Here is a 24,997-nt window from a genome sequence, read left to right as displayed (position 1 = left end):
GTGTCAGCGCTGAGTCCGCTTCCGGATATCGGACACATGCCTCATCCGCTCCAGCACGGCACGTTCGCGGCCATGTCCCTTGGGATCATAGAATACCGGCCGGTCCATCTCATCGGGAAAATAGTTCTGTCCGGACACGCCCTCCTCCGTGTCATGATCATAGATGTACCCCTCGCCATAGCCCTGCGCCTTCATCATCCCGGTGGGCGCGTTGAGGATTGTCTTGGGCGGCATCAGGCTGCCGGTGGCCCGTGCCGCTGCGCGCGCCCTCTTCAGCGCCATGTAGGCAGCATTGGATTTCGGCGCCGTGGCCAGGTGCACAACACAATGCGCCAAGGGGATCAGCCCCTCCGGCTCGCCCAGGCGCTCGAATGCCCGCGCGGCCTCTCCGGCCACCAGCATCGCGGTCGGGTCCGCCAGCCCGATATCTTCACTGGCCATCACCACCAGGCGGCGCGCGATGAAGCGGGGATCCTCTCCGCCTTCGAGCATGCGCGCGAACCAGTACATCGCCGCGTCCGGATCCGATCCGCGCACGGACTTGTGAAGGGCGGAAATCAGGTTGTAGTGCCCGTCACCAGTCTTGTCATAGGCAGGGGCGCGTTTCTGCAGGGCAGCAGACATGGCCTCCACGGTGAGCGGCACGCCCGTACCGGCGAACGTGTAGACCTGCTCGACCAGATTCAGAAGATAACGCCCGTCGCCATCGGCCATGTCGATCAGGGCGTCCCGCGCGGCCGGCTCCAGAGGCAGATCCTTTTTCTCCAGAGTTTCCGCCCGCGCAATCAGCCGGCCAAGACCGTCCTCGTCCAGCCGTTTCAGCACCATGACCTGGCAGCGGGACAAAAGGGCCCCATTGATCTCGAAGCTCGGATTCTCGGTTGTCGCCCCGACCAGGGTCACGACGCCGCCTTCCACGAAAGGGAGGAACCCATCCTGCTGCGCCTTGTTGAACCGGTGGATCTCGTCGACGAAGAGCAATGTGCCCTTCCCTGTTGAACGCCTTGCCTCAGCCCGGTCAAACGCCGCGCGCAAATCCTTCACACCGGAGAAGATGGCACTGATCGCTTCGAATTCGAGATCGGTCTCGGCCGCCAGCAAGCGCGCGATCGTGGTCTTGCCCACGCCCGGCGGGCCCCAAAGGATGATCGACGACAAGCGACCGGCATCGAGCATCCGGCGCAATGGCCCGTCCGGCCCGAGCAGGTGGTCCTGGCCGACGACTTCGGACAGGCTTTTCGGGCGCAGACGGTCCGCGAGGGGCTGCGGCGCCCCTTCAGACAGGCCGGAAGCGGAAAACAGGTCATTCATGCGCACGTTCTAGGCGCGATTGCGTGGCGTGATAAGGTGCCAAGTGGAGGAGACACATATAATGACACTGGAGATCATACCGACCGGTCAGGCTTGCGGCGCAGAAATCCGCGGCGTGGACCTGACAAGCGAGCTGGACACTGACACGGTGGCAGCCATTCGCGCTGCCTGGCTGGACCATCAGGTCCTGTCCTTTCCGGACCAGAAGATGAGCGATGAGGACCTGGAACGGTTCACGCAATATTTCGGCCCGTTTGGCGACGATCCATTCATCGCGCCCATTCCCGGCCATGAACATATCATCGCGGTCCAGCGCGCGGCCGACGAAACCGCGCCGATCTTCGCTGAAAGCTGGCACACGGACTGGAGCTTTCAATCGTCCCCGCCCAGCGGTACGTGCCTGTTCGGAATCACGATCCCGCCCATGGGCGGCGACACGCTGTTTGCAAACCAGTATCTGGCATACGAGCGGATGCCGGATGATCTGAAAGCCCGGCTCGATGGCCGCCGCGCCATCCATTCGGCCCGGAACGCCTATGCCCCGGACGGCATGTACGGGGACGCCGACAAGGCCAGCGGCCGCAGCATGACCATCATCGCCTCGAATGAAGCGCAAGCGAGCCAGACCCATGACATCATCCGGGTGCATCCGGAAACAGGCCGCAAGGCGGTGTTTGGCTCCGCTGGATATATCACCGGGTTTGAAGGCATGAGCGCGGAAGATGGATGGGATTTGCTGACCGAACTCTATCGCTGGCAGACCCGTCCTGAATTCCAGTATCGCCACACCTGGCAGCCGAACATGTTGCTTATGTGGGACAATCGCTGCCTGCTTCACATGGCAACCGGAGGGTATCCCGGCCACGCACGCCTGTTGCACCGCACAACAATTGGCTCTGCCTGACCGCTAGCCCGCCACCAGTTTCGCACGTACAGTGAAAGAAAAAACGGGAGGAAAGCATGGCCGATACTGAGTATGAGGCGGAAGGCACGATTCCAGATCCCTGGAGCCTGCCGCTGGACACGTTCGATGTGTCGAAAGCAGAGATATTCCTGAACAACCGGCAGGGCGAATACTTCCGCCGATTGCGGCAGGACGCTCCGGTGCACTACTGCCCCGAAAGCGCGGTTGGGGCCTATTGGTCCGTCACGAAGTATCACGACATCATTGCCGTGGACTCCAATCACAAGACGTTCTCGTCAGAACCCAGCATCGTCATCGGCGACCCGAGCGATAACTTCCAGCCGCCCATGTTCATCGCGATGGACCCGCCAATCCATGACATCCAGCGCAAGGTCGCGCAGCCTGCCGTTGCGCCGTCCCAATTATCGGAACTCGAAGACCTGATCCGGCAGCGCGTCTGCACCATTCTGGACAGCCTGCCGGTTGGCGAGGAATTCAACTGGGTCGACAAGGTCTCGATCGAGCTGACCACCCAGATGCTGGCAACCCTGTTCGACTTCCCCTTCGAGGACCGCCACAAGCTGCCTTTCTGGTCTGATGTGGCCACCACCAGCGATGCGGTGGGGGTCGTCGGCACGGACATGGAATGGCGGATGAAACACCTCAATGAGTGCGTCGCCTATTTCACCCAGCTCTGGCATGAACGCGCCGCCCAGCCGCGCAAATTCGATTTCATCTCCCTGCTGGCCCACAGCGACGACACAAAGCACATGGTGGACAATCCGATCGAGCTGCTCGGCAATCTCATGCTGCTGATTGTCGGCGGCAATGACACGACACGGAACTCGATATCCGGCGGTGTGTACTTCCTGAACAAGTTCCCCGCCGAGTATGACAAGCTGCGGGCCGACCCGTCCCTGATCCCGAACATGGTGTCGGAAATCATCCGCTATCAGACGCCGCTGGCGCACATGCGCCGGATCGCCACCGAAGACACAGAACTCGGCGGCCAGAAGATCCGCAAGGGCGACAAGGTCGTCATGTGGTACGTCTCCGGAAACCGGGATGAGGACGTGATCGAGGACCCCGATGAATTCCGCATAGATCGGGACAATGCACGGCGGCATCTATCCTTTGGTTTCGGTATCCATCGCTGCATGGGCAACCGGGTCGCGGAAATGCAGTTGCGCATCCTCTGGGAGGAGATCCTGAAACGGTTTGACCGGATTGAAGTCACCGGTGAACCGAAACGGGTCCTGTCCAATTTCGTGCTGGGATATGAACAGCTGCCGGTAATCCTTCACCCGAAACACCCGGCCTGACCGCCCACGCAACGCGCAAGCCTGCCAGCGATCCTTCACCTGTCCTCTCGCAGCTGCTGAGGGCGGCCTGCGCAATCGACATATGGCCCGTTTCATGCATTAAATCGGCGATCAGCGCAGAAGGCGCCTGGTCGCGAGGGGACATTGGACAATGACGTCAGATTACAAGACAGGACCCATTCTCGTTCTGGAACTGAATGAGCTATGCCCGCCCATCCTGAACCGCATGATGGACGCCGGCGACCTGCCGAATTTCAGGAAGCTGCATGACAGCGCCGACGTCTATGTCACTCATACCGACGATCCGACCCTTGAGCCCTGGGTCCAGTGGCCCAGCTTCCACACGGGCCAGCCCGAAAGCGTGCATGGCGCCCAGGAACTCGACGAAGGCCATATCATCCAGACGCCGCGCATCTGGGACCGACTGGCCGAAACCGGAGTGGACAGCATTGTCTTCGGATCGATGAACGCCGACTCTGCGCACAAGGACACTGTCTTTCTCGTTCCGGATCCCTGGTCCGCAGGTGTCCGCCCAAGCGACCCGGCCTATGACGCGTTTCACAAATTCATCAGCTTCCATGTCGCCGAACACACCAATCCGAACGCCCGGCCGACGCGGGCAGATGCCCTCAACTTCGTGAAGTTCATGCTGGGCCACGGCTTGTCCCTGAAGACGATCACAACCGCCATGAGTCAGATTGCCGGCGAAAAGACCTCGTCCGGAGACCGCAAGTGGCGCCGCGCGCTTGTGCTGGACTGGATGCTCTGGGACGTGTTTGCCAATACCTGGTCATCGCGCCGCCCGAAATTTGCGACCTTCTTCGCGAACTCGACAGCGTTCCTGCAGCACCGTTACTGGCGCCATATGGAACCGGATGCCTATCAGGTGAAACCCTCTGAACGGGAAATGGTGGACTTCGGGGACGCGGTTGAAGACTCCTATCGCCATATGGACACGATCGTGGGCAAGGCGTTCGATCTCGTCGGGCCGAGCGGCCGCATCGTTCTGGCCACGGCGCTCAGCCAGGAAGCCAATACACGCTACGAACATATCGGCGGCAAATTCGTCTACCGGCCCCACAGCTTCAAGGATTTGTTCGCCTGGGCCGGCGGCCCGCAACCGACCAGTTTCGAGCCCGTGATGACCCATCAGGCCTGGGCCAGTTTTGACAGCGAAGACGCAGCCATCGAGGCCGAAGCGACCCTCGACGCCCTGCAGTCAAACGGCAAGACGATCATGGAATGGCGCCGCACCGGAAATCGCGTGATGTTCTGGTGCGGGTTGATCTCAAGGACAGAGCCCGGCTTCGAACTCACGCACGCCAAGACGGGCAAATCCATCGCCTTCGACGATCTGTTCATGCTGGTCGGTCAGGTGAACAATTCCCAGCACTGCCGCGACGGGGCCTTCTGGGTGCAATCCCGTGACGGCAGCAGCCGTGTCCATGCGGACAAACTTCCACTGGAACATGCCTATGGGATCATGATGGACATGTTCGACGAAGCACCTCCGGCGGGCACGCGGGTGGCTGCGGAATAAGCAGGTCGCCGCTTAAAGGCGAACGGTGCCCCGCACCACGCGGCCGTTGCGCTCGATTTCGATATCCCAGCTGCTGGAATCCTGCGCCAGTGCGTTTTCCAGATCCTTGACGGTCTTCGTCTGAACGCCGTTTACCGTCCGGATGATGTCACCGGGCCGGAAGAAATTCCGTGCGATCGACCGGCGCATGACCGAATAAACATATATGCCCGACCCTTTCTGGAACGGGTCCAGCCCGTTTTCCTCGGCCAGACGCGGAGACAGTTCGACCACGCGCGCGCCGGAAAACGCGGTGCGCCCTTCCAGCAGGACCACATCGGCTTCACGCGCGCCCGGAGGCGGCTCAACGGTGACGCCGATATTTTGCGTCTTGCCGCCGCGCAGCACGGTCAGCATCGCCTCTTCTCCGGGATTGCGGACGGCGGCGAGGAATTTCAGGCCCCTCTCGTCATACACTTCGCGCCCGTCAATGGCCGTAACGAGGTCGCCGCGGCGCAAGCCGGACTGGTCCGCCGGACCGTCATCGTAGACTTCCGTGACCATGACGCCGACCGGCCTGTCCAGCCCTTGCGCCTTGGCGATATCATAGCTGACCGATTGGGCGGCAAGCCCAAGCCAGGGCCGAACGAAAGTTCCCTCATTCATGGCCGCATCGACCACGCGTTTGACCATTTCGGCAGGAATGGCAAAGCCGATTCCGTTCGAACCACCCGACCGCGAGAAGATCGCAGTGTTCACACCGACAAGCTCGCCCCTGGTGTTCACCAAGGCACCACCGGAGTTTCCGGGGTTCACTGCGGCGTCCGTTTGCAGGAAAAACGCATAGTCGGTAATGCCCACATCGGTCCGGGCGGTTGCGGAAATAATGCCGCTCGTGACGGTCTGGCCCACGCCAAACGGATTGCCGATCGCCAGGACGAGGTCGCCAACCTGCGCCGCCCGCGTGTCTGCATAGGGCAGCGTGGGCAAGACAACGCCTTCCGGATCAATCTTCAGAACTGCCAGATCGGTGCGCTCGTCCGCCAGGACAAGTTCAGCCGGAAATTCGCGCCGGTCATTCAGGACAACGCGGAAGGAGTCGGCTCCGTCGATGACGTGATTGTTGGTGACGATCACGCCATCGGGCGAGACGATCACACCGGACCCGAGCGAATTCTGACGCCGCTGCTTCGGGATCATGTCTCCAAAGAACAATTGCTCCATCGGCGAGACACGATTGGACACCATGCGCTCGGTGAACACGTTTACCACGGCGGGAGAGGCCTCCCGGACAAGCGGGGCGAAACTGAGATCTATTTCCGTCTGCGACTGCGGCAGGCGCTGGGCCTGTGCGAACAGTGGCATCATGGCCAGCGCAAGCAGCGCCAGCACCGAAAGCCCGGCGAGAACCAGGAGTTTCGAAACGTGTTTTGTCATGCGGAGTGTATGGGCCATGACTATGGCTCTATTGCGGCGCGCAGATGGGCGCAATTCCTCACTTCATGAAAAATCAGTGAGATTTTTCAGGGCGTTGTCTCTGTCCCGTCCCGCGCGGCCAGCGCCGCCAGATTGGCCTCGTGGCTCTCCCGGCTGATCCGGTAAAACGAAACACACAACAGCATCAGCGTCCAGGCGGTCAGCAGGCTCGCGGCGTAACCAATTCCCAGCTGCCGGATCGACTCGCTGGAGGGCGCCTGCGCCGCGACGCCCTGGCTGAGGCCGGCAACCGCGAGCACGAAGGAGGCCGTGACCACACCTGCCCCTTGCGACAGTTTCCGGATGAAGCTGATCCCGGCGAAGAATATGCCTTCCGACCGCCGACCTGTCTGAAGTTCGCTGTCCTCCACGATGTCGGCAACCATGGCGCCCATCAACATCTGAGTGGCGATGATCAGCGCGACATCGAACACGGTGATGACCAGTATGATTGTATAGAGCGCCTCGGTGCCGTTTGGAGGCAGCAGACCGAACAGACGCAGAATGACCGGCAATGGCGCTATCGTGAATGCGAATATGCCAATCAGGATCGCGGCGCGCTTCTTGCCCAGAACTCGCCCCGCCAAGGGCGCCACGACCAGGGCGAGGATGGCGGAAACATAGACGCCGACCGTCAGCCCAGCGATCTGTTTCGGCGAAAAGCCCCAGAAGATGGTGTTGATATACTGGTTCAGCGTGGCCGAAATTCCGGTCGCCAGCAATCCGAACAGGGTCGCGAGAAACAGGGCCCGAAAAGACCGGTTTGAAACGGTCTCGAAGATTTCCCGGAAGATCCGGGTCAGGGTGAGGTTGCGCGCCTGGGGCGGTGCTTTCAGATGCTTGATGTGACGATGCGTGCCGCCCGCGCAGACGGCGACCGCTATCAGGATGCAGACCGCCGCGACGAGGCCATAGGTATGCCAGCCCTGAAGGTTGAAGAAGCCATTCGGCACCTCTTCGGTGGGGGTCAGCAGGAAGAACAGGAGAAGGATCTGGATCGAGAGCCCGCCCATCCAGGCGAAGAAATAGCGGAATGACATCAACCCGGTCCGGGCGTCATAGTCGGAGGTCAGCTCCGCCGCCAGCGCATTGCTGGGCACCTCATAGAAGGTAAATCCCAGCCTCACGGCGATGGTCACACCCACTAGCCAGGGAAAAAGCTCATTACCTGTCAGGTCACCGGGCGGGTTCCAGGCGAGGAAATACGCGACCGCGACCGGTATCAGCGCGCCGTACATGAATGGATGGCGCCGCCCCAGCCGGGTTCGCAGATTGTCCGACCAGTAGCCGACGACCGGGTCCGAGATCGCATCGACCACCAGCGCCACGAGCAAAGCCAGTCCGACCTGGCCAGCATGCACACCCAGAATGTTGCTGTAGAAGAACAGCAGGAAATAGTCGAACCCGTTATTCTTGATGCCTTCGGCGGTTCCCCCGAAGCCATAGGCCAGCTGTGTCAGCAGGCCGGGCCGGCGAGTCGCGGGAACCGCCGCAGAGGTCACAGACCCAGCACCATCTTGGCCATGATGTTGCGCTGGATCTCATTCGATCCGGCATAAATGGATGTCTTGCGGTAATTGAAATAGCTCGGCGCAACGGGAACGGCGTACTCCGGCATGGGCAGGTTTGCATTCGCGCCAGCCCGGGCCACGGCAAAACTGTCCTGGATGAAGGGCGCCGCATAGGCTCCGGTCGCTTCCAGAACCAGTTCCGTGATTGCCTGTTGCGTGTCGGACCCTTCGCATTTCAGCATCGAGCTTTCCGGGCCGACAGCCTGACCGGCCGACAAGGCAGAGAAAATCCGCTGTTCGGTGGCATCCAGGCTGTCCACCTTGATTTCCAGATTGGCCATTTTCCGCGAGAAGTCGTGGTCTCGGATCAGGGCCGCTCCATCATTTTGTTCCACGCTGGCAATCTTGCGGGCCTTGCGCAGCATGTTGCGCAGTCCGGGCGCGTAGGCATTTCCCCGCTCGAACTGCAGCAGGTACTTGGCGTAGGTCCAGCCCTTGTTCTCCTCGCCCACCAGCGCTTCGGCCACCGGCACACGCACATTCTCGAAGAAGACCTGATTGATTTCCTGCTGGCCTTCGAGCGGACCATCCAGGGTCGGCAGCGCGGACACCGTGATGCCGGGCAATGTCATCGGAAACACGATGAAGCTGATGCCTTCCTGTGGCTTACCTTCCTTCGAGGTGCGCACAAGGCAGAAGATCATGTCCGCCCATTGGGCGTGCGTCGTCCAGATCTTGGAACCGTTCAGCACGTAGTCGTCACCGTCCCGCACCGCGCTCATCTGGAGGGAGGCGAGGTCCGACCCGGCACCCGGTTCGGAATAGCCCTGACACCACCACACATCGGACCTGAGGATGGGAGGAAGGTATTTTTCCTTCTGCTCTTCGGACCCGAATGCCATCAGAACGGGCGCAACCATGGAAATGCCCATCGGGCTGACCGTCGGCGTTCCGGCCGCCGACAATTCCATGTTCAGGATATAGCGCTGGGACGGGGACAGGCCCGGTCCGCCATGCTTTTCGGGCCAGTTCGGAGCGACCCAACCTTTTTCATATAGCTTTTTCTGCCATTCAACCTGGCCTTCCTTGTCGAGATAACCATTCTTCGACATGGCCATTTTTGCACGCAATTCAGGCGTGTAGGCTTCAGCGATCCAGTCTCGCACTTCCTGCTGGAAGTCGAGATCTTCCCGGGTAAATGAAAGATCCATTGACCAGTCCCCGCTCAGTCGATGCTGTCAAAGTAGGAAATTTCCGGTGCCCCCGCGAGACAGGCGCCCAGCTTCGGGCCGGCGGCGGCGAAATACTCGGTCTTGCCGTGAGAATCGAGATCAGCCTGGCTCGCATACTGTTCCATGAAGATATAGGTGTTCGCCTCTTTCTTGGACTTGTAGAGCTGGTAGGTCAGGCAGCCCGGCTCATTGGCCTTCACCTTCGCCATCAAATCCTTGGCGACCTGCTCGAATTCCGCTTCCTTGCCATCGCGGATGGCCAGTTTGGCAATCACACCAATCATGTCGTTTTCCTCCTGTGTCGGCATCATCCTTAGGACTTTCGGAGCCCACGGCAAGATTTACGTTAGGTCGGGTCCGGGTGTGTCGTATACCGTTTCTGCCGGGCTCCGGCAGGCAGGCGGGGAAGTGGAACGCTTCTTGCTGAAACACTTGCGATCAATGGTTCCAGAGGCCCCTATGTTTGGCGATGTCATGGAAAAACGTGCCGACCGTCCGGTGAGAGAGGCTGCAGCACATACAGTGCTGGCAGTGATTCCCACATTGAACGAGGAACGCCACATAGAGACATGTATCCGCTCCCTGATGCATGGAGACGCCCGCCTGCGCGAAATTCCGCTGACCGTTGCGGATGGCGGAAGTTCGGATCGCACGGTCGAGATCGTCAGGGGCTTGATGGCGGAGTTCCCGAACCTGCGGGTCCTGCACAATCCGAAGCGCCTGCAATCGGCAGCGCTCAATCTGGCCGCCGACCGGCATGCCGATGAAAGCACCCGCTATCTGATCCGGTGTGACGCACACTCGATCTATCCCCGGAACTTCATTCTGGACGTCGCAGACTCCCTGGAATCGACCAAGGCCGCCTCGGTCGTCGTTCCAATGGATGCAATCGGCCAGACCTGCTTCGAGAAAGCGAACGCCTGGATTGTCGACACGCCGCTCGGATCGGGCGGATCGGCCCATCGCGGCGGCCGCAAGTCGACCTATGTCGATCATGGGCACCATGCCGGCTTCGACATCGATGTCTTTCGCATGGTGGGCGGCTATGACGAGACGTTTTCCCATAACGAAGACGCTGAATATGACCAGCGGGTGGTCCAGGCAGACGGACGCATCTTCCTGAATGCCGACATCCGCATCCAGTACATCCCGCGGGGCAGCGTGCGCGCGCTGGCCCGACAATACTTCAATTACGGCAAGGGACGGGCGCGAACCGTCAGAAAGCACCGTCACAAGCTGAAAATCCGGCAGGCTTTGCCCATTCTGGCCCTCTTGGGCAGTACATCGGGCCTGTTGGCAGCTCCTATATTCTGGCCTGCACTGATCCTGCCTGCGGGCTATCTGGGCGTCCTTTTTGCTGCCTCGCTGGGCGTTGCAGGCTGGAAGCGCTCGCCCTGCGGACTTCTGGCAGGTCTTGCATCGGGGACGATGCACATGAGCTGGGCGGCAGGATTCTTGCGTGAGACCTTGTTTCCGACGTCCGGAAAACGCGCGTTCCCGTTGGTTTCTGGGCAAAAATCACTATAAACGAGTCATTAATTACAGAGCCGCAATGACGAAACTGCCGCAACAGATCCAGAAGTCCTTCATTGCGAGACTGGGCCAATTGACCCGCTCGGCGACTTCCCTGCGCGCGCGCATGCGGAAGAATTTCGAGCGCGGCCCTGTTCAGGTCGAGACACCGACCCGCTCCGAAGCCGCTCCAATTGTCGACCGGGTTACCCACGCCCCGGAAGGCGAATGCCTTTATGCCATCGGCGATATTCACGGCCGCCGGGACCTTCTGGAACGCCTCATCGAGCAGATCGAGGAAGACAGCGCCTCGCTGCCCGAAGGCACGAAGCGGACGCTCGTCTTCCTGGGAGACTACATTGATCGCGGTTTGCAGTCCCGGGATGTGATCGACCTTCTGGTCAGCGACCGGCTGAAGGATTTCGAGACCGTATTCCTGATGGGCAATCATGAAGAAGCGTTGCTGCGCTTCCTTCAGGACGCCAGCTTCGGCAAGCAATGGGTCCGCTATGGCGGCGGCGAGACGCTTTACTCATATGGCTTCCAGCCCCCGAATACGCGCACCAGCCTGACATCGCACGAGGCAATGCAGGCTGCGCAAAAGGCCTGGGAAAAGGTCTGGCAGGAGTTTCGCGCCCGCCTGCCGCAGGAACATCTGGCATTCTACAGCTCGCTTCTGCCCTATCACGTGGCCGGAGACTACATGTTCGTCCATGCCGGCATGCGTCCGAACGTGCCGCTGGATCAGCAATCCGAACGGGACATGCTGTGGATCCGCGACGAGTTTCTCGACGACACGCAACCCTTTGAACATCTGGTTGTTCACGGGCACACGCCGGCTGATGGCATTTTCCGGGACAATCGCCGCATCGGCCTTGATACTGGCGCCTTTATCAGCGGCCGCCTGTCCGCTGCGAAACTTTTCAAATCGGAAATCAGCTTTCTGGAAACCAGTCCCGTCTAGGGATCACCCTGAATGGCGGCCCAACCGCCCAACTACGGAGAATATGGGGACATGATGACTCTTCGCACACTCGGCACGGTCCTGCTTGCCGCTGCATTCCTGGCCTTGTCGGCCTGCCAGAGCGGTACCGGCGTTCAGAGATCGGACGCGCCGGACGCCTCCTTTCAGCAACGGTCCGCGCCTGCCTATGTCCTTGGCAATGGCGACCGCTTGCGCGTCACCGTTTTCGGCCATCCCGATCTTTCCGGCGAATTCGATGTGGACGGCACCGGCGCGATCTCCCTGCCTCTGGTCGGCCAGGTCGAGGCCCTTGGCCTGACCACACCCGAACTGGAATCCAAGATCGTTGAAACACTGGATGGCGACTACATCCTGAACCCGCGAGTGAGCGCCGAAGTGATCAACTACCGGCCCTATTACATTCTCGGCGAAGTCGGCTCTCCGGGCGAATATCCCTACACGTCCGGCCTGACCGTGCTGAATGCGGTTGCCGCTGCCGGGGGATTCACCTACCGGGCCAACAAGAAAGTGGTCTACATCAAGAGCGTCGAAGCCGGCGATGAGCAAACCTATACGCTCGACACGAATACGGCCGTGAAGCCAGGCGACACGATCCGCATCGGCGAACGCATTTTCTAAACGAAGTTTATAAGAGAATCACCCAAGGGCGGCGTTAACCAGACGTCGCCCTTTTGCTATTCTGGGTGTCCCGGCGTGGCACGCGCCTGTGCAAAAATCGGTCACCTTCGAACGTCGCGGCAAAAATTGCCTCGAACCTGCCAGTTTTGTGTAGCGAAAGGCCGATTATTTGCTCTTTACTTTCCCCAACGGCGCGAAATTTGAGCCCAACCGTTAATTATTTTAAGAATTCGCGGTACAGAGATTGCAAACGTCCCCGAAAGAAATAAACATCCAAGCAATCTTCCGAGTTAACCGCTCGTTAGCAATTGCACTGGGTGAGGCAGTAAGCCCTTTGCAAGAGTGTAGATTCTAGGGGACGAAAATGGGTTTGAGACTTTCTAAAGAGTCACGAGAAGTGGAGATGTCGACGTACGCCACGCTCCGACGCCAGCCTGATCATTCGGGCACGGAACAAGTCGCGAAGCGTCTGTTCGACGTCGTAGTGGCGAGCTGCGCTCTGGTCTTCACCGCACCGCTGATCCTGGTCGTTGCCCTGCTCATTCGTCTTCAGGACGGCGCCCCGGCTGTCTTCGCACAGACCCGCCAGGGCAAGGACGGCAAGACCTTTGCCTGCTTCAAGCTGCGTTCGATGGTGCCCGACGCCGCTGAACGTCTGCAGGTCCTGCTGGCGACGGATCCCGATGCCCGGCGCGAATGGGCAGAAACGCAGAAGCTGACGCACGATCCCCGCATCACGCCTCTGGGCCAGTTCCTCCGCAAGAGCTCCATCGACGAGCTGCCGCAGCTGATCAATGTCATTCGCGGGGACATGTCCCTCGTCGGCCCGCGCCCGATTGTCGAGACCGAGATCGCCAAATATGGCGAGCACTACAAACATTATTGTGCTGTTCGTCCGGGCCTGACAGGCCTGTGGCAGGTCCGCGGACGCAGCGACACGTCCTATGAGACCCGTGTGGCGATGGATGTGGAATATGCCCGCACCCGGTCCTTCCTGACCGACGTCAAGATCCTGTTCTTGACCGTGCCGGCTGTGCTCAATTCGAAGGGTGCCCGCTAGAAGCCGCCGCCCTGACGGCCGAGTGCCGGGAAGGACTTCAAAAGTCTCCGCAAAAGAAAAAAGGCCGGGCAAGAAATGCCCGGCCTTCTCCTGTTTGTTTGCAAAGCCATGCCCTTGCCTATGAGGCCCTCAGGCGTTGGCGCGAAACCAGTCGATCGTATCAGCAACGCCCGATTCCAGCGTGAAGCGCGGGGCCCAGTCCAGTCCGGATGCCCGCGTCTTCGCCATGTCGGCAACGATCAGCGGCGGCTCATGGGCGGGCGCTTCCCGAGCACCCAGTTTCACGAGTTCCGGACGACCGATCGCCTTGGCGATCTCCAGGATGACATCCTTTACCCGAACAGCTTCCCCGGTTGCGATATTGTACTCGCCCGCCAGATTGCTGGCAGCAAGCGCAGCCATGCCCCGGCCAACATCGGCCACATGGCTGTAGTCGCGCAGCTGCATTCCGTGCGAACAGGCTGCCTCTTCGCCTCTCATCAGGCACTGAATCACATAGGCTGTCAGACGGCTTTCATGCTCTCTGGGCCCGTAGATGAAGAAGGGACGACCCGTGGCCAGCGTTGCGCCGGCCGTCTGGCACATGGCCGAGAGGCCGTGCATGACGGACACTTTGGCGGTTCCATAGATCGTGTTGGGGCGTAGCGGAGTCTGGTCCTCGATGCACATGCCGGACGTCCAGTCATATTCGCCACACGACCCGCAGAGCGTGATCCGCTGGCCGCCCGCATCCAGAAAGGCCCGGCCAAGTGCCAGGCTGGACTGGAGCCAGTCAATATTCTCTGGAGCGCCCCACAAACCGCTGACGGCGGCGCGCCAGGCAATGTGCAGAAGGCCGGAGGCATTGGCCTCGCCGATCAGCTTATCCCGGTCTGCCGCATCGGTCAGATCACAGGTAAGATAGGTGGCCCCGTCGACTCCATCCGTAATGTCACGGCTGGTGGGAACGATGACCTTGAAGCCGCGCGCCACGAGGTCTTCAACTGCGTGCCGCCCGATGAATCCGGTTCCGCCGGTAACAATAATGGTTTCAGCCATGTTCAATTCCGTTCATCTGGTTTCAGGTCAGATCACGAGATCTGGCCAATTGCGGTCTTTCTCGGACACATCGGTCACCGGCCCCGGGGGTCAGAGCCAGATAGGCATGCGCGAACAGGGGGGGAATCAGAATGGCTTTCCGGTTCTCGGCGGTCAGTTCGACGCCGAACCATTTGTGCCGGGTTGGCGAGTCGGGGCGCATGTCGACGATGACATCGAAGATCGCCCCGGTAATGCAGCGCAGAAGCTTGGCTTCGGGCGCGGTCTCGTCCTGATAGTGCAGTCCGCGAAGCGTGCCGGCGGCGACGTTTCCGGACATGTTGGCCTGTACGAAATCGTAGTCCGCCCCCACGCCGGCGAGTTCGTCCTTGCAATAGGCGCGGGCAAAATAGCCGCGCGCATCGGAAAATGGCTCCTGCTCTACCACGAACGCGCCTTTCAATGGCGTCTCGACAAATTTCATGTCAGTCCCCTGAAGTGATGTGCAATTACTGGATTCCGGTACACGGCTTGCAAATGGCATTCCGAGATTAACAATCTTTTCCTTGCGGTTTCATCGTATCGAAACTTCCAGATTCTAAGGGCTGCGCTGACAGGCGGGGCCAACCGGCCCCGAAACCGGGACAAGACACGGAGATCCTCATGAGCGACGGCAATCACACCGACAGCGGCGTACGCATCCTGGGTGCTGGATGCGCCGGCTTCGGCGCCGCCCACCAATTGCATTCCCAGGGCGTCAAGCCGGTCATCTATGAGGCCCGCGACCATATTGGCGGCCACACGGCCAGCTTTGATTACAAGGACGGGTTCATCTTCGACGAGGGCCCGCACATCTCCTTCACCAAGAATGAGCGCATCAAGACCCTGTTCGCCGAAAGCGTCGGCCAGGATTTTCAGGCATTTCCGTCCCGCGTGAACAATTACTGGCAGGGCCACTGGATCAAGCACCCGGCTCAGGTGAACCTGGCCGGCCTGCCCCGTCAGTTGATCGTCGATTGCATCAAGGATTTCGTCCACGCCCAGAACAATGAGTATGGCGAGATCCGGAATTATCAGGACTGGCTGCACGCCGCATTCGGCCCGACCTTCGGCGACACGTTTCCGGGCGAGTACACCAAGAAGTACCACACGACTGAAGCAAAGAACCTGACCACCGACTGGCTGGGCCCGCGGCTTTACCAGCCGGACCTTGAAGAGGTGCTTCACGGCGCGCTCGACAAGGATACGCAGGATGTCCACTACATCCCCGATTTCCGCTATCCCACCAATGGCGGCTTCGTGTCCTATCTGGACATGTTCGCGCAGCGCTCCGAGGTTCATCTCAATCATCGCGTGACCGTGATCGACACGAAGGAAAAGATGCTGACCTTCTCGCATGGCGGACAGGCCCCGTACGAGAAGCTGATCTCGTCCATTCCGCTGCCTGCCCTGATCCCGCTGATCAAAGACGCCCCGGCTGAAGTGCGCGAGGCGGCCGCGCTGCTCTCCTGCAGCCAGGTTGTGCTGATCAATATCGGCGTGAACCGGGCGAACGTGTCCGATTGTCACTGGACCTATTTCTACGACGCGGACATTCCGTTCTCGCGCCTGTCCTTCCCGCACATGTTCTCGCCCCACGTTGCGCCGGACGGGTGTGGTGCGATCCAGGCCGAGATCTATTTTTCAGACAAATGGAAGCCGATGACCGGCACGCTGGAAGACTGGATCGAGCCCACGATCCAGAGCCTGATGAAGATCGGCTATATCCAGGACCGCGAGGAAATCATCCACACCTCCACTCTTTATGCGCCATGGGGCAATGTGATCTTCGATCATGACCGGCCGAAATGCCTGAAACTGGTGCATGACTATCTCAAGGATGTCGGTGTGGCCTATTGCGGCCGGTACGGCGACTGGGCCTATATCTGGACCGATGAAAGCTTCATCTCCGGCGAACGCGCCGCCAACATGGTCATGAACTACGCGGCTGAAGCCTAGCGCAGCATCGCCTCGACTGCCCCGGCTATGGCCAGACTGGACGTCAGGCCGGGGCTTTCGATGCCGAACAGGTGCACTTGCCCGTCGAGGCCATGCGTCTCGGGTCCCATCAGGCAGAAATCGGCATTCGGCTCGCCCGGTCCGGCAATCTTCGGACGGATGCCGGCATAGGCCGGCGCAAGGGATTCGTCCGGCAGACCCGGCCAATACCTGCGAATGGCGGCGTAGAAGCCGAGCGCGCGCGCCGGATCCACTTCATAATCCATCCGCTCAATCCATTCGACATCCGGCCCGAAGCGGGCCTGCCCACCCATGTCCAGGGTCAGGTGAACCCCCAGGCCGCCGGGTTCCGGCACCGGATAGATGAGGCGGGAAAAGGGCGTCCTGCCGACAAGAGAGAAGTAATTGCCCTTGGCGAGATAGGCTTTCGGCACATGCACCTTCGGGAAGCCCTCCATCCCGGCGGCCAGCGCGGGTGCCGCCAGCCCCGCCGAATTGACCAGAAGGCGGGTCGTGATCTCGCTTGTCTCGTCTCCCTCGCAGACCAGACGGCAGCGGCCATCCGGCAGGATTTCGCTGGACACGATTTCCGTCTTGAACGCGATCATGGCGCCATGATCCTCGGCCTCGCCGCGCAGGCTGACCATGTAGGCGTGGCTGTCCAGAATGCCGGTCGACGGCGAATGCAGGGCCCGCATGGCGTTCAACGCGGGCTCCAGCTGGCGCGCCTGCGCGCCGTCGATGATGCCAAGGTCCTCCACGCCATTTTTCCAGGCATGGCGGGCAATGCGTTCGAGATCCTCCGCCTGGGCCTCACTGGTGGCAACGATCAGCTTGCCGCATTTGCGATAGGGCAGCGAGCGGGAGTCCAGATAGGCGTACAGATCATGCCGGCCTTCCACGCAGGCCTTCGCCTTCATGGATCCTTCGGGATAGTAAATGCCCGCATGGATGACTTCGGAGTTCCGGGAACTCGTTTCCATCCCGATATCGGCCGCCTTTTCAATGATGAGGACATCACGTCCGGCGCGCGCCAGCGCCCGGGCACAGGCCAGTCCGACCACGCCTGCCCCCACAATGACGCATTCGATTTCAAATCCTGATTCCATATGGGCTAGTTAAAACAAAACAATCGACCACGCTAACCGGGATTCCGTTTTATTTGCGGCCCGGATATTGCTACTTGGCCCCTATATTCAAGCCAATTGCGGCAGGATCGCGTGTCTGGGTCAAAACAGAACACTCCCGCCAAGGTTGGAGCCACAGATTATCCTAGGGGACTCTCATATGCGTGTTTTGTTTACTGGAGCGGATGGCTATATCGGCGCCCTGCTCGGTCCGTACCTCCTGAGCCGCGGCATCGATGCGGTCGGCCTGGATACCGGCTTCTACCGTGAAGGCTGGCTATGCGGCGGAAGACCTGCAGGGCTTTGACGCCATCGCGCACCTTGCAGAATTGTCCAATGACCCGCTCGGCCAGCAAAATCCGGAACTGACCTTCCAGATCAACCATCAGGGCTCTGTTCGCCTCGCCAATGAAGCCCGCAAGGCTGGCGTGAAGCGCTTCGTCTACATGTCATCCTGCTCCGTCTACGGAGTCGGGAAGAATGACGAAGTGCTGGATGAAACCAGCGAAGTGAACCCGCAGACCGCGTATGCGGAATGCAAGGTGAAGGTCGAGAATGACCTGACGCCGATGAATGATGCAAACTTCACCACCTGCTTCATGCGCAACGCCACCGCCTATGGTGCAAGCCCGCGCCAGCGTTTCGACATCGTTCTTAACGATCTGTGCGGTCTCGCCTGGACAACGAAGGAAATCAAGCTGCTGTCCGACGGCAAGCCCTGGCGTCCGCTCGTCCACGCGCTCGACATGTGTCAGGCGGTATATTGCGCCCTCAAGGCCGATCAGGACAAGATTGCCGGCCAACGCATGAATGTCGGTTCCACCGACCAGAATTATCGCGTGATCGACATTGCGAAGATCGTTGCCGCAGAATTCCCGGACTGCAAACTGACCGTGGGCGAGCCGTCCGCAGACAATCGGTCCTATCGCGTGAATTTCGACAAGATCCGCAAGCTGATGCCGGATTTCGAGTGTCAGTGGACCGCCGAAAAGGGCGCCGCGCAGTTGCACAAGGTCTTCAAGGCCATCGACATGACTCCGGAAGTATTCCAGGCACCTCCCTATACCCGCCTCAAAATGTTGATGAAATATAAGGCAAATGGACTGTTGAGCGACGATTTGTACTGGTCCGCGCCTGATCTTTGAGGAATTATACTCGGGGGGATAAGTAACCGAGATGTTCATCGAGCATGCACCTGCAGACAACACCTATGATCTCGTCGTGGTCGGCACGGGCTTTGGCTCGCTGTTCTATCTGCAAAAATACCGGGAGCTGAATCCCCGCGCCCGCATTCTGGTTCTGGAATGGGGCAAGCACCATACGCGCGACTGGCAGATGGAGCATGGTCACAATTCCGACGTCGGATACACGGATTCCTATGTCCGCGTGTCCGACGACCAGAAGACCTGGCGCACCACGATCGGTCTTGGCGGCGGCACAAATTGCTGGTGGGGCCTCACGCCGCGCATGGGGCCGAACGATTTCAAGATGAAGTCCCGCTATGGTGTCGGGGTCGACTGGCCGGTGACCTATGAGGATCTGATCTCCCACTATCGGGAAGCCGAAGACATCATGCGGATTTCCGGCCCAAGCGACCTGGAATATCGCTACAGCGGCACAGCGCCCTATCCGCAGCCGTCGCATCGTCTGTCCACACCGGACGAGATAATCAAGGCGGCAAACCCGGACAGGCATTTCGCCATTCCATCCGCCCGTCTGCGCATTGCCGAGAATGGTCGCGGACCCTGCTGCTCGACCAGCCGGTGCAATCTGTGCCCGGTGGATGCCAAGTTCACCGCCCTCAATTCGATGATGCATCTACTTGAGGCGGACAACACTTTCGTGATGGTCGAAGCGCGGGTCACCCATTTCGACATCGAAGGCAACACGGTCAAGGCCGTGCACTACACTCATGGCGGACAGGATCACACAGCCATCGGCGACCAGGTAATCCTCGGCGCCAATGCCATTCAGAGTCCGCACATCCTCATGAAGTCGGGCATGGACCACCCCGCACTCGGCCGCTACCTGCATGAAAAGCTGCCGGCTGTGTACGAACTCCTTCTGGACGGCGTGGACTCGTTTGACGGCGGGCAGGCCTCCACCGGGATCAATTATACCCTCTACGACTCGGCAGACCGGTCACGGCACGGCGCAGCGGCCATCTTCACGGAGAACCGCTGGACCACCGGTTTGCGTACAGAGTATGGCCGATGGCGACAGGTCCTGCCGGTCCTGGTCGTGGTCGAAGACATTCCGCAGAGCACCAATCGGGTGGCGCTGGGCGAAGGCGACTTGCCACTGGTCGATCATCCGGACTGGTCCCCCTATGCCTATGAAGGCTTGAAAATCGTGGAGAGCCAGCTGGAAGCGGCGCTTGCGCCCCTGCCGATCGAGGGCATCAATCTGGTGCGCAAGGGCGGCACGAATGCGCATATCCAGGGAACGCTGAGAATGGGTGATGATCCGGCTCAATCCATTGTCGACAAGGATCTCGTCCACCATTCCGTGAGAAACCTGACCTGCGTCGGCACCTCTGTCTGGGCCAGCTGCAGCGTGTCCAATCCCAGCCTGACGGCTGCCGCCCTGTCCCTGAAGGCGGCACAAGCCGCCCATGCCAATCTGGGAGTTCTGTGATGTTCGAACTGTCGAGACGCAATTTCCTGAGAGCCGGCGCTGGGGCCGGAGGCGTTGCCGTGGTCGGAGGGGGCTGGGCCCTGTTCCGCACACGAGAGCAATTGCTGGAAGATGTGCTGAGACGTGCCCTGCCCGGCGTCAGCTTCGACCCGGATGGTCTCGAACTCTTCAAGCAGGATTTCTTCCGGCTGCAGTTTTCCGACCTCAAGGCGGACATCAAGCTGCGCGCAACCTCCATCCTGAGCGGCCTGATCGGCGTCAAGCGGGTCATGGGCATCGGGGCGTTCCGCCAGAAGCTGGCCGACATTGAAGACCTGGCCGTGACACAATTCCTGACCTATTCCGACTTCTTTCTCTTCGACGACCCCCGCGAAGACACCATTACCTATTGGGGCATCGACCCCGAACGTCCCTGCCCGAACCCGTTCGCCCGGTTCGGATTTGATTGACCCCCCCATTCTGATCCCAGGATTTCCATGTCTACAGAAACTTCAGAGACTGTCGCGGCGACGCCGCCAAAAGTTGCCATCATCACCCCCGTCTACAATGGCGCGGAGTTCATCCGCGAAACGCTGGATTGCGTCCAGGCACAGGACTATCCAAACCTCGTCCATGTCGTACTCGACAATTGCAGCACGGATGGAACGGCTGAAATCCTGGCTGCGTACGAAGCCAGGAATGTGCCCATCATCCTGCACAGGAATGACGAGGTGCTGCCGCTCTACTCCAACTGGAACACGGCGATGAGCCACGCACCGGCGGACGCCAAATATGTCCGCCTGCTGTGTGCGGACGATACGATGTCGATCACCTGCACCAGCAAGATGGTCGAGATTGCCGAGTCCGATGACGATATCCTTCTCGTCGGCACCAACATCTCCAAGAATGACGATCCGATCCCCTTCGTCTGGCCGGAAGGACAGAAGGTCATGGAAGGCAATGAAGTCGTGCGGCGTTTCTTCCTCAATGAAATGGGATTCTTCGCGGTGCACATGCTGATGCGCCGGGATGTGATGGACTGGCGCAATCCGGTTTATGATGACCGCTACACCGGCGCGGATTTCGAATCCGTGCTGGCCATTCTGAAACGTGGAAAGTTCGGGATGGTGCATGAGCGGCTGGGATGGGTCCGCATTCATGAAGGCTCCCAGACGGCTGCAACCATCGTGAAGAAGAACACCCATTTCGTCGACTGGCTGAACACGCTGTACGAACATGGCCCGGACGTGTTGTCGAACGAGGAATTCGACCGCGTGTCCCGTCGCTATTGCCGTCATTATTTCCGCCGCGCCCTGCGCTGGAAGAAGGAATATGGTCCGGAAGCGGTCGAGCGGCATTTCGAAGCCCTGGAGCAACAGAGAGGCCCGACCAATCTGCTGACCTATGCCGATGCCTGGATTGACTGGGCCCTGATCCGGCTGGGCGTGCGCAAATACTGGTCCGGCTGGCCCAGCTAAACCGAGCAGGATCGAGACATGCCCTCCTCCCCCCCGCAACCGCCCGGCAAGCCCCTGAATATCGGATTCCGTGTCGGGACTTTTCCGAAACTGTCCGAGACCTTTGTCCTGAGTCAGATCGAGGGCATGATTGCGCGCGGCCACAATGTCTCCATTCTGGCGGACCAGAGATCCGGGCCGGAAGAGATCGGCGCCGCACCGGAGGGACTGGCGGGGCTGGACTATGTGCTGCCCGCGTCGCCGGTTCTGGCCGGACTGCGCGCAAAATTGCCGTATCGGGTACGGAGATTTCTGACACGCCGGCATGAACGGGCGCTGTGCGGGGACAATGACGTCGTCATCTGCAATTTCGGCTGGTTCGGGGCACAAGTCCTGGCCAGCGCCCGCGACATGCCGGACCGCGCCCGTATCCTGACCATCTTCCATGGCGATGACATGTCCCGCAGCCTGCTGCGCAATGATGTCCATCAATATGACGAGCTTATTGCGTCAGGTGAATTGCTGATGCCGGTCAGTGACTTCTGGGCCGGACGCCTGAAGGAGTTCGGCGCCACGCCGGACACAATTCATGTCCACAGGATGGGGGTAAAGGTCGACGAATTCCGCTTTCAGCCTCGCACACGGGAAGCTGACGCGCCGTTGAATCTCGTGACTGTGTGCCGGTTTGTCGAGAAAAAGGGACTCGAATACGCCATTCGCGGCGTAGGCCGGGCGCTTGAGCGCATGCCCGACGCGCCGATCCGGTTTGAACTCATCGGGTCCGGTCCGCTGGAACAGCCGCTGGCGGACCTTGTCCGGGATCTCGGCCTCGAAGACCGGGTCCTGTTTTCCGGCGCCCTGCCCCACAAGGATGTGGTCAGCGCGCTTGAGCGCTCCGACGCCCTGATCCTGCCCAGCGTCGTATCCTCCGACGGGGATATGGAGGGAATTCCGCTGTCCCTGATGGAAGCCATGGCCAGCGGTGTCAGCGTGATCTCGACCTATCATAGCGGCATTCCGGAATTGATCGAGCACGGCGTCTCCGGCCTCCTGTCGGAAGAGCGCAATGTCGACCAGGTCGCCGACAATATCCTCACGCTGCTGCAAAATCCGGAAGACGCCGCAAAAATGGCGCAGCAGGCCAGGCTGGTCATAGAATCTAAATTCAATTCGGACATGCTGAACGATCAGTTGGAGAAGCTTTGCCGGGAGGCGGCGGACCGGTCGCAGCCGGCTGCGGAACCGGGCGCATAAGAGGTCCGGATGAGCAACGGCGTTTCCGTCATCATTCCCACTTACAATAGGGCGGCTCTGCTTCGCGAGACGCTGGACTCCGTGTTGCAGCAAAGCCGCCCGGCCGAGGAGATCCTCGTCGTTGACGATTGCTCGCCGGATGAAACCGTGCAGGTCGTGGCGCAGTACGCAGACCGGGTCCGGCTGATCCGGAAAACCGAAAACCGGGGCAAGGCCCATTCAATCAATCTTGCCCTGGCCGAATGCACCCAGCCGCTGGTCTGGATCGTGGATGATGACGACCTGATCGACCCGACCGCCCTGGAAACGCTGGTGGGCCTTCTGGCCGACAAGCCGGAAGCCGGCTTTGCCTATGGGCGCCACGCCCGGTTCTCGATTGATCCGGAGGGCAACCGGACGGACATGGGCACCGGTTACTGGACCGCGTGCAGCGAGGATGACTTCTTTGTGCGCACGCTGGAAGATTTCTTTGTCCACCAGCCGGGCATGATCGTCCGGCGGTCTGTCATCGACAAGGCTGGCGCACTGGATGAGAGTCTGGTGCGGTCGCAGGATTATGACTTTCTCGTCCGCATCGCCCGCCTGTCCGATTGTGCGAAAACGGAGAATGTCGTGTTCTTCCAGCGCCAGCATGACGGCATGCGCGGCACGAAGGACACCAGCTTCTCGGCCGCCCAGCGCGACGAAAAATGGATCGCCTATGACCAGAAGATCTTTTCCGGCCTGCGAGACAGTCTGACACTGGATGAGTACCTGCCGGGACAGGGTGACATTCAGTCGGACCAGGACAGGCGCCGGGCGCTGCTGCAGCGCGGCGTGATCATGGGCCGGAAGAAGATGTGGAGCCTTGCTGCCGAGGATTTCATGGCCGCAGCCCGAATTGCCCCCTCACAGCTCACATCGGATGAGCTCGCCATCCTGAAACGGGCCTTCGGTTCCAAATATGGCTGTGGCGAAGTGCTAGCAGCGCCCTTCCCCAGAAAGGCGTTTCGTCAGCTGTACCGTACATCTCCGTCCGGCCGGACGATCTCGCGGGCGCTTGCCGCCGGCCTCAAATGGCGGATCCGCCAGGCCGCCCGGAATGGCGCCTACCGGGACGCCGTCGGATATGCCCGACAGGTCTTCAATCTGCATTTCGGCCTTTAGGAAATTCGCGTGTCACGGGTGCTCGCTGGCGTGCTTCTTGCTATGGGTAGAGCGGATTCACTAATCACTCTGACGGGACAGAACCGATGAAAGTAGTATTGCTCGCGGGCGGATTTGGCACACGCATCAGCGAAGAAACCAGCATTCGCCCGAAGCCGATGGTCGAAATCGGCGGCAACCCGATCCTGTGGCACATTATGCGCCAATATGCGGCGCACGGCCTGACGGATTTCGTGATCTGCGCCGGATACAAGTCTGATTATATTAGAAATTATTTCCTGAACTATCGGAACACACGGTCCGATTTCACGATGAACCTGCGTTCCGGAAAGGTCGAATTCCACGAAACCGAGGCGGAAGACTGGAATGTGACGGTGGTGGATACAGGTCTGAACACGATGACCGGCGGCCGGATCAAGGCTGCACGCCAGTATATCGGCGACGAGCCCTTCTGCGTGACCTATGGCGACGGCGTTTCAAATGTGAACATCACCGACCTGATCCAGAAGCACAAGGAATCCGAGGCCTATGCCACGCTGACCGCTGTGGTACAGCCGGGCCGTTTTGGTGGGCTCAGCCTGGACTCGAATACGGGCGCTGTGCGCTCCTTCCGGGAAAAGGCGGCCGAAGACGGCAATGTCATCAATGGCGGATTCTTCGTGTGCGAACCTGAAGTGTTCGATTATATTGACGGACCGGAGACGATCTGGGAACGCGATCCGCTCGAACGCCTCGTGGCCGACAACAAGCTGAACGCATACCGCCATTTCGGTTTCTGGCAGCCCATGGATACGCTGCGCGACAGGAACTATCTGGAAGGCCTCTGGGAAAAAGGCGATGCCCCCTGGGCCCCCGAGCAACTGAAGCGAGACGCCTGAACCGCCGGAGCCAATCCGGCTTCCTGAATGCCCCCGGCGCGCAGCCATTGAAAG

General features: G+C 60.1%; 22 protein-coding genes and 1 pseudogene. 15 read left to right on the top strand and 8 right to left on the bottom strand.

The window, feature by feature from the left end; all coding sequences use genetic code 11:
• Positions 1-3 precede the first annotated feature (3 nt).
• Positions 4-1,311 (bottom strand): replication-associated recombination protein A, encoded by a 1,308-nt coding sequence (locus HF955_RS13790; RefSeq protein ID WP_291075831.1) that lies wholly within the window; start codon positions 1,309-1,311, stop codon positions 4-6.
• A gap of 61 nt (positions 1,312-1,372) precedes the next feature.
• Between HF955_RS13790 and HF955_RS13785 the strand changes: the two genes are divergently transcribed.
• The 3 genes from HF955_RS13785 to HF955_RS13775 all read left to right on the top strand — a co-directional run bounded on the left by HF955_RS13785 (position 1,373) and on the right by HF955_RS13775 (position 5,077).
• Positions 1,373-2,215 carry a TauD/TfdA family dioxygenase gene (locus HF955_RS13785; protein WP_291075829.1) on the top strand — a complete coding sequence of 281 codons (843 nt, stop codon included), beginning with the start codon at positions 1,373-1,375 and terminating at the stop codon, positions 2,213-2,215.
• A gap of 56 nt (positions 2,216-2,271) precedes the next feature.
• Positions 2,272-3,537 carry a cytochrome P450 gene (locus tag HF955_RS13780; protein ID WP_027838582.1) on the top strand — a complete coding sequence of 422 codons (1,266 nt, stop codon included), beginning with the start codon at positions 2,272-2,274 and terminating at the stop codon, positions 3,535-3,537.
• Positions 3,538-3,688: 151 nt separating this feature from the next.
• Entirely contained in the window at positions 3,689-5,077 is a 1,389-nt protein-coding gene (locus HF955_RS13775; RefSeq protein WP_291075826.1) for a hypothetical protein, read from the top strand.
• A gap of 12 nt (positions 5,078-5,089) precedes the next feature.
• On the opposite strand, the gene HF955_RS13770 is transcribed toward HF955_RS13775, so the two are convergent.
• The 4 genes from HF955_RS13770 to HF955_RS13755 form a co-directional block, all read right to left on the bottom strand.
• Positions 5,090-6,493, bottom strand: coding sequence for a Do family serine endopeptidase (locus tag HF955_RS13770; RefSeq protein ID WP_291075824.1), 1,404 nt, complete (start codon positions 6,491-6,493; stop codon positions 5,090-5,092).
• 86 nt (positions 6,494-6,579) lie between these two features.
• Complete coding sequence (locus HF955_RS13765; protein ID WP_291075822.1) at positions 6,580-8,034, bottom strand: MFS transporter; 1,455 nt, start codon at positions 8,032-8,034, stop codon at positions 6,580-6,582.
• Positions 8,031-9,254, bottom strand: coding sequence for an acyl-CoA dehydrogenase family protein (locus HF955_RS13760; protein ID WP_291075820.1), 1,224 nt, complete (start codon positions 9,252-9,254; stop codon positions 8,031-8,033). The genes HF955_RS13765 and HF955_RS13760 overlap by 4 nt, the downstream gene beginning before the upstream one ends.
• 14 nt (positions 9,255-9,268) lie before the next feature.
• Entirely contained in the window at positions 9,269-9,559 is a 291-nt protein-coding gene (locus HF955_RS13755; protein ID WP_027838587.1) for an antibiotic biosynthesis monooxygenase, read from the bottom strand.
• A gap of 175 nt (positions 9,560-9,734) precedes the next feature.
• Here HF955_RS13755 and HF955_RS13750 point away from each other — a divergent pair, with 175 nt between their 5' ends.
• From HF955_RS13750 to HF955_RS13735, 4 genes are all read left to right on the top strand, one after another.
• Positions 9,735-10,802, top strand: coding sequence for a glycosyltransferase family 2 protein (locus HF955_RS13750; protein WP_291075816.1), 1,068 nt, complete (start codon positions 9,735-9,737; stop codon positions 10,800-10,802).
• 25 nt (positions 10,803-10,827) lie between these two features.
• Positions 10,828-11,751 (top strand): metallophosphoesterase family protein, encoded by a 924-nt coding sequence (locus HF955_RS13745; RefSeq protein ID WP_291075814.1) that lies wholly within the window; start codon positions 10,828-10,830, stop codon positions 11,749-11,751.
• A 51-nt stretch (positions 11,752-11,802) separates the two neighbouring features.
• Positions 11,803-12,390, top strand: coding sequence for a polysaccharide biosynthesis/export family protein (locus HF955_RS13740; RefSeq protein ID WP_291075812.1), 588 nt, complete (start codon positions 11,803-11,805; stop codon positions 12,388-12,390).
• A gap of 403 nt (positions 12,391-12,793) precedes the next feature.
• On the top strand, positions 12,794-13,450 hold the full coding sequence (locus HF955_RS13735; protein ID WP_291075811.1) for a sugar transferase: 657 nt from the start codon (positions 12,794-12,796) through the stop codon (positions 13,448-13,450).
• A gap of 129 nt (positions 13,451-13,579) precedes the next feature.
• On the opposite strand, the gene HF955_RS13730 is transcribed toward HF955_RS13735, so the two are convergent.
• Together HF955_RS13730 and HF955_RS13725 are read right to left on the bottom strand one after the other, a co-directional pair.
• On the bottom strand, positions 13,580-14,488 hold the full coding sequence (locus HF955_RS13730) for an NAD(P)-dependent oxidoreductase (RefSeq protein WP_291075810.1): 909 nt from the start codon (positions 14,486-14,488) through the stop codon (positions 13,580-13,582).
• Between the two features lie 22 nt (positions 14,489-14,510).
• The gene (locus HF955_RS13725; protein WP_291075808.1) at positions 14,511-14,951 is read right to left on the bottom strand and encodes a dTDP-4-dehydrorhamnose 3,5-epimerase family protein; all 441 of its coding nucleotides are present in this window, start codon (positions 14,949-14,951) and stop codon (positions 14,511-14,513) included.
• Between the two features lie 179 nt (positions 14,952-15,130).
• On the opposite strand from HF955_RS13725, the gene HF955_RS13720 reads away from it, so the two are divergent.
• On the top strand, positions 15,131-16,465 hold the full coding sequence (locus HF955_RS13720; RefSeq protein ID WP_291075806.1) for an FAD-dependent oxidoreductase: 1,335 nt from the start codon (positions 15,131-15,133) through the stop codon (positions 16,463-16,465).
• Here the strand turns inward: HF955_RS13720 and HF955_RS13715 are convergent.
• Positions 16,462-17,574: an NAD(P)/FAD-dependent oxidoreductase gene (locus HF955_RS13715; RefSeq protein WP_291075805.1), complete on the bottom strand. Its 1,113-nt coding sequence runs from the start codon at positions 17,572-17,574 to the stop codon at positions 16,462-16,464. The genes HF955_RS13720 and HF955_RS13715 overlap by 4 nt on opposite strands.
• 178 nt (positions 17,575-17,752) lie before the next feature.
• Between HF955_RS13715 and HF955_RS13710 the strand changes: the two are divergent.
• From HF955_RS13710 to rfbF, 7 genes and pseudogenes are all read left to right on the top strand, one after another.
• A pseudogene (locus tag HF955_RS13710) lies at positions 17,753-18,737 on the top strand (SDR family oxidoreductase).
• 31 nt (positions 18,738-18,768) lie between these two features.
• The gene (locus HF955_RS13705) at positions 18,769-20,229 is read left to right on the top strand and encodes a GMC oxidoreductase (RefSeq protein ID WP_291075801.1); all 1,461 of its coding nucleotides are present in this window, start codon (positions 18,769-18,771) and stop codon (positions 20,227-20,229) included.
• Positions 20,229-20,678, top strand: coding sequence for a twin-arginine translocation signal domain-containing protein (locus HF955_RS13700; protein WP_291075799.1), 450 nt, complete (start codon positions 20,229-20,231; stop codon positions 20,676-20,678). Before HF955_RS13705 ends, HF955_RS13700 begins: the two co-directional genes overlap by 1 nt.
• 27 nt (positions 20,679-20,705) lie before the next feature.
• Complete coding sequence (locus HF955_RS13695) at positions 20,706-21,686, top strand: glycosyltransferase family A protein (protein WP_291075797.1); 981 nt, start codon at positions 20,706-20,708, stop codon at positions 21,684-21,686.
• Between the two features lie 18 nt (positions 21,687-21,704).
• On the top strand, positions 21,705-22,919 hold the full coding sequence (locus HF955_RS13690; RefSeq protein WP_291075796.1) for a glycosyltransferase: 1,215 nt from the start codon (positions 21,705-21,707) through the stop codon (positions 22,917-22,919).
• Between the two features lie 9 nt (positions 22,920-22,928).
• Positions 22,929-24,065, top strand: a complete 1,137-nt coding sequence (locus HF955_RS13685) for a glycosyltransferase family 2 protein (RefSeq protein WP_291075795.1) — start codon at positions 22,929-22,931, stop codon at positions 24,063-24,065.
• 86 nt (positions 24,066-24,151) lie between these two features.
• Entirely contained in the window at positions 24,152-24,943 is a 792-nt protein-coding gene (rfbF, locus tag HF955_RS13680) for a glucose-1-phosphate cytidylyltransferase (protein ID WP_291075793.1), read from the top strand.
• The last annotated feature ends 54 nt before the right edge of the window (positions 24,944-24,997 follow it).

Source organism: Hyphomonas sp., from assembly GCF_017792385.1.
Classification (GTDB): Bacteria; Pseudomonadota; Alphaproteobacteria; order Caulobacterales; family Hyphomonadaceae; genus Hyphomonas.
Note: the sequence above shows the minus strand (reverse complement) of the source record. Positions and strands in the feature narration are given on the sequence as shown.

Excerpts from the sequence above, each read along its gene's own strand:
- HF955_RS13790 (WP_291075831.1), bottom strand. The coding sequence starts at position 1,311 with ATGAATGACCTGTTTTCCGCTTCCGGCCTGTCTGAAGGGGCGCCGCAG.
- HF955_RS13785 (WP_291075829.1), top strand. The coding sequence starts at position 1,373 with ATGACACTGGAGATCATACCGACCGGTCAGGCTTGCGGCGCAGAAATC.
- HF955_RS13780 (WP_027838582.1), top strand. The coding sequence starts at position 2,272 with ATGGCCGATACTGAGTATGAGGCGGAAGGCACGATTCCAGATCCCTGG.
- HF955_RS13775 (WP_291075826.1), top strand. The coding sequence starts at position 3,689 with ATGACGTCAGATTACAAGACAGGACCCATTCTCGTTCTGGAACTGAAT.
- HF955_RS13770 (WP_291075824.1), bottom strand. The coding sequence starts at position 6,493 with ATGACAAAACACGTTTCGAAACTCCTGGTTCTCGCCGGGCTTTCGGTG.
- HF955_RS13760 (WP_291075820.1), bottom strand. The coding sequence starts at position 9,254 with ATGGATCTTTCATTTACCCGGGAAGATCTCGACTTCCAGCAGGAAGTG.
- HF955_RS13755 (WP_027838587.1), bottom strand. The coding sequence starts at position 9,559 with ATGATTGGTGTGATTGCCAAACTGGCCATCCGCGATGGCAAGGAAGCG.
- HF955_RS13750 (WP_291075816.1), top strand. The coding sequence starts at position 9,735 with ATGTTTGGCGATGTCATGGAAAAACGTGCCGACCGTCCGGTGAGAGAG.
- HF955_RS13745 (WP_291075814.1), top strand. The coding sequence starts at position 10,828 with ATGACGAAACTGCCGCAACAGATCCAGAAGTCCTTCATTGCGAGACTG.
- HF955_RS13740 (WP_291075812.1), top strand. The coding sequence starts at position 11,803 with ATGATGACTCTTCGCACACTCGGCACGGTCCTGCTTGCCGCTGCATTC.
- HF955_RS13735 (WP_291075811.1), top strand. The coding sequence starts at position 12,794 with ATGTCGACGTACGCCACGCTCCGACGCCAGCCTGATCATTCGGGCACG.
- HF955_RS13730 (WP_291075810.1), bottom strand. The coding sequence starts at position 14,488 with ATGGCTGAAACCATTATTGTTACCGGCGGAACCGGATTCATCGGGCGG.
- HF955_RS13725 (WP_291075808.1), bottom strand. The coding sequence starts at position 14,951 with ATGAAATTTGTCGAGACGCCATTGAAAGGCGCGTTCGTGGTAGAGCAG.
- HF955_RS13720 (WP_291075806.1), top strand. The coding sequence starts at position 15,131 with ATGAGCGACGGCAATCACACCGACAGCGGCGTACGCATCCTGGGTGCT.
- HF955_RS13715 (WP_291075805.1), bottom strand. The coding sequence starts at position 17,574 with ATGGAATCAGGATTTGAAATCGAATGCGTCATTGTGGGGGCAGGCGTG.
- HF955_RS13705 (WP_291075801.1), top strand. The coding sequence starts at position 18,769 with ATGTTCATCGAGCATGCACCTGCAGACAACACCTATGATCTCGTCGTG.
- HF955_RS13700 (WP_291075799.1), top strand. The coding sequence starts at position 20,229 with ATGTTCGAACTGTCGAGACGCAATTTCCTGAGAGCCGGCGCTGGGGCC.
- HF955_RS13695 (WP_291075797.1), top strand. The coding sequence starts at position 20,706 with ATGTCTACAGAAACTTCAGAGACTGTCGCGGCGACGCCGCCAAAAGTT.
- HF955_RS13690 (WP_291075796.1), top strand. The coding sequence starts at position 21,705 with ATGCCCTCCTCCCCCCCGCAACCGCCCGGCAAGCCCCTGAATATCGGA.
- HF955_RS13685 (WP_291075795.1), top strand. The coding sequence starts at position 22,929 with ATGAGCAACGGCGTTTCCGTCATCATTCCCACTTACAATAGGGCGGCT.
- rfbF (WP_291075793.1), top strand. The coding sequence starts at position 24,152 with ATGAAAGTAGTATTGCTCGCGGGCGGATTTGGCACACGCATCAGCGAA.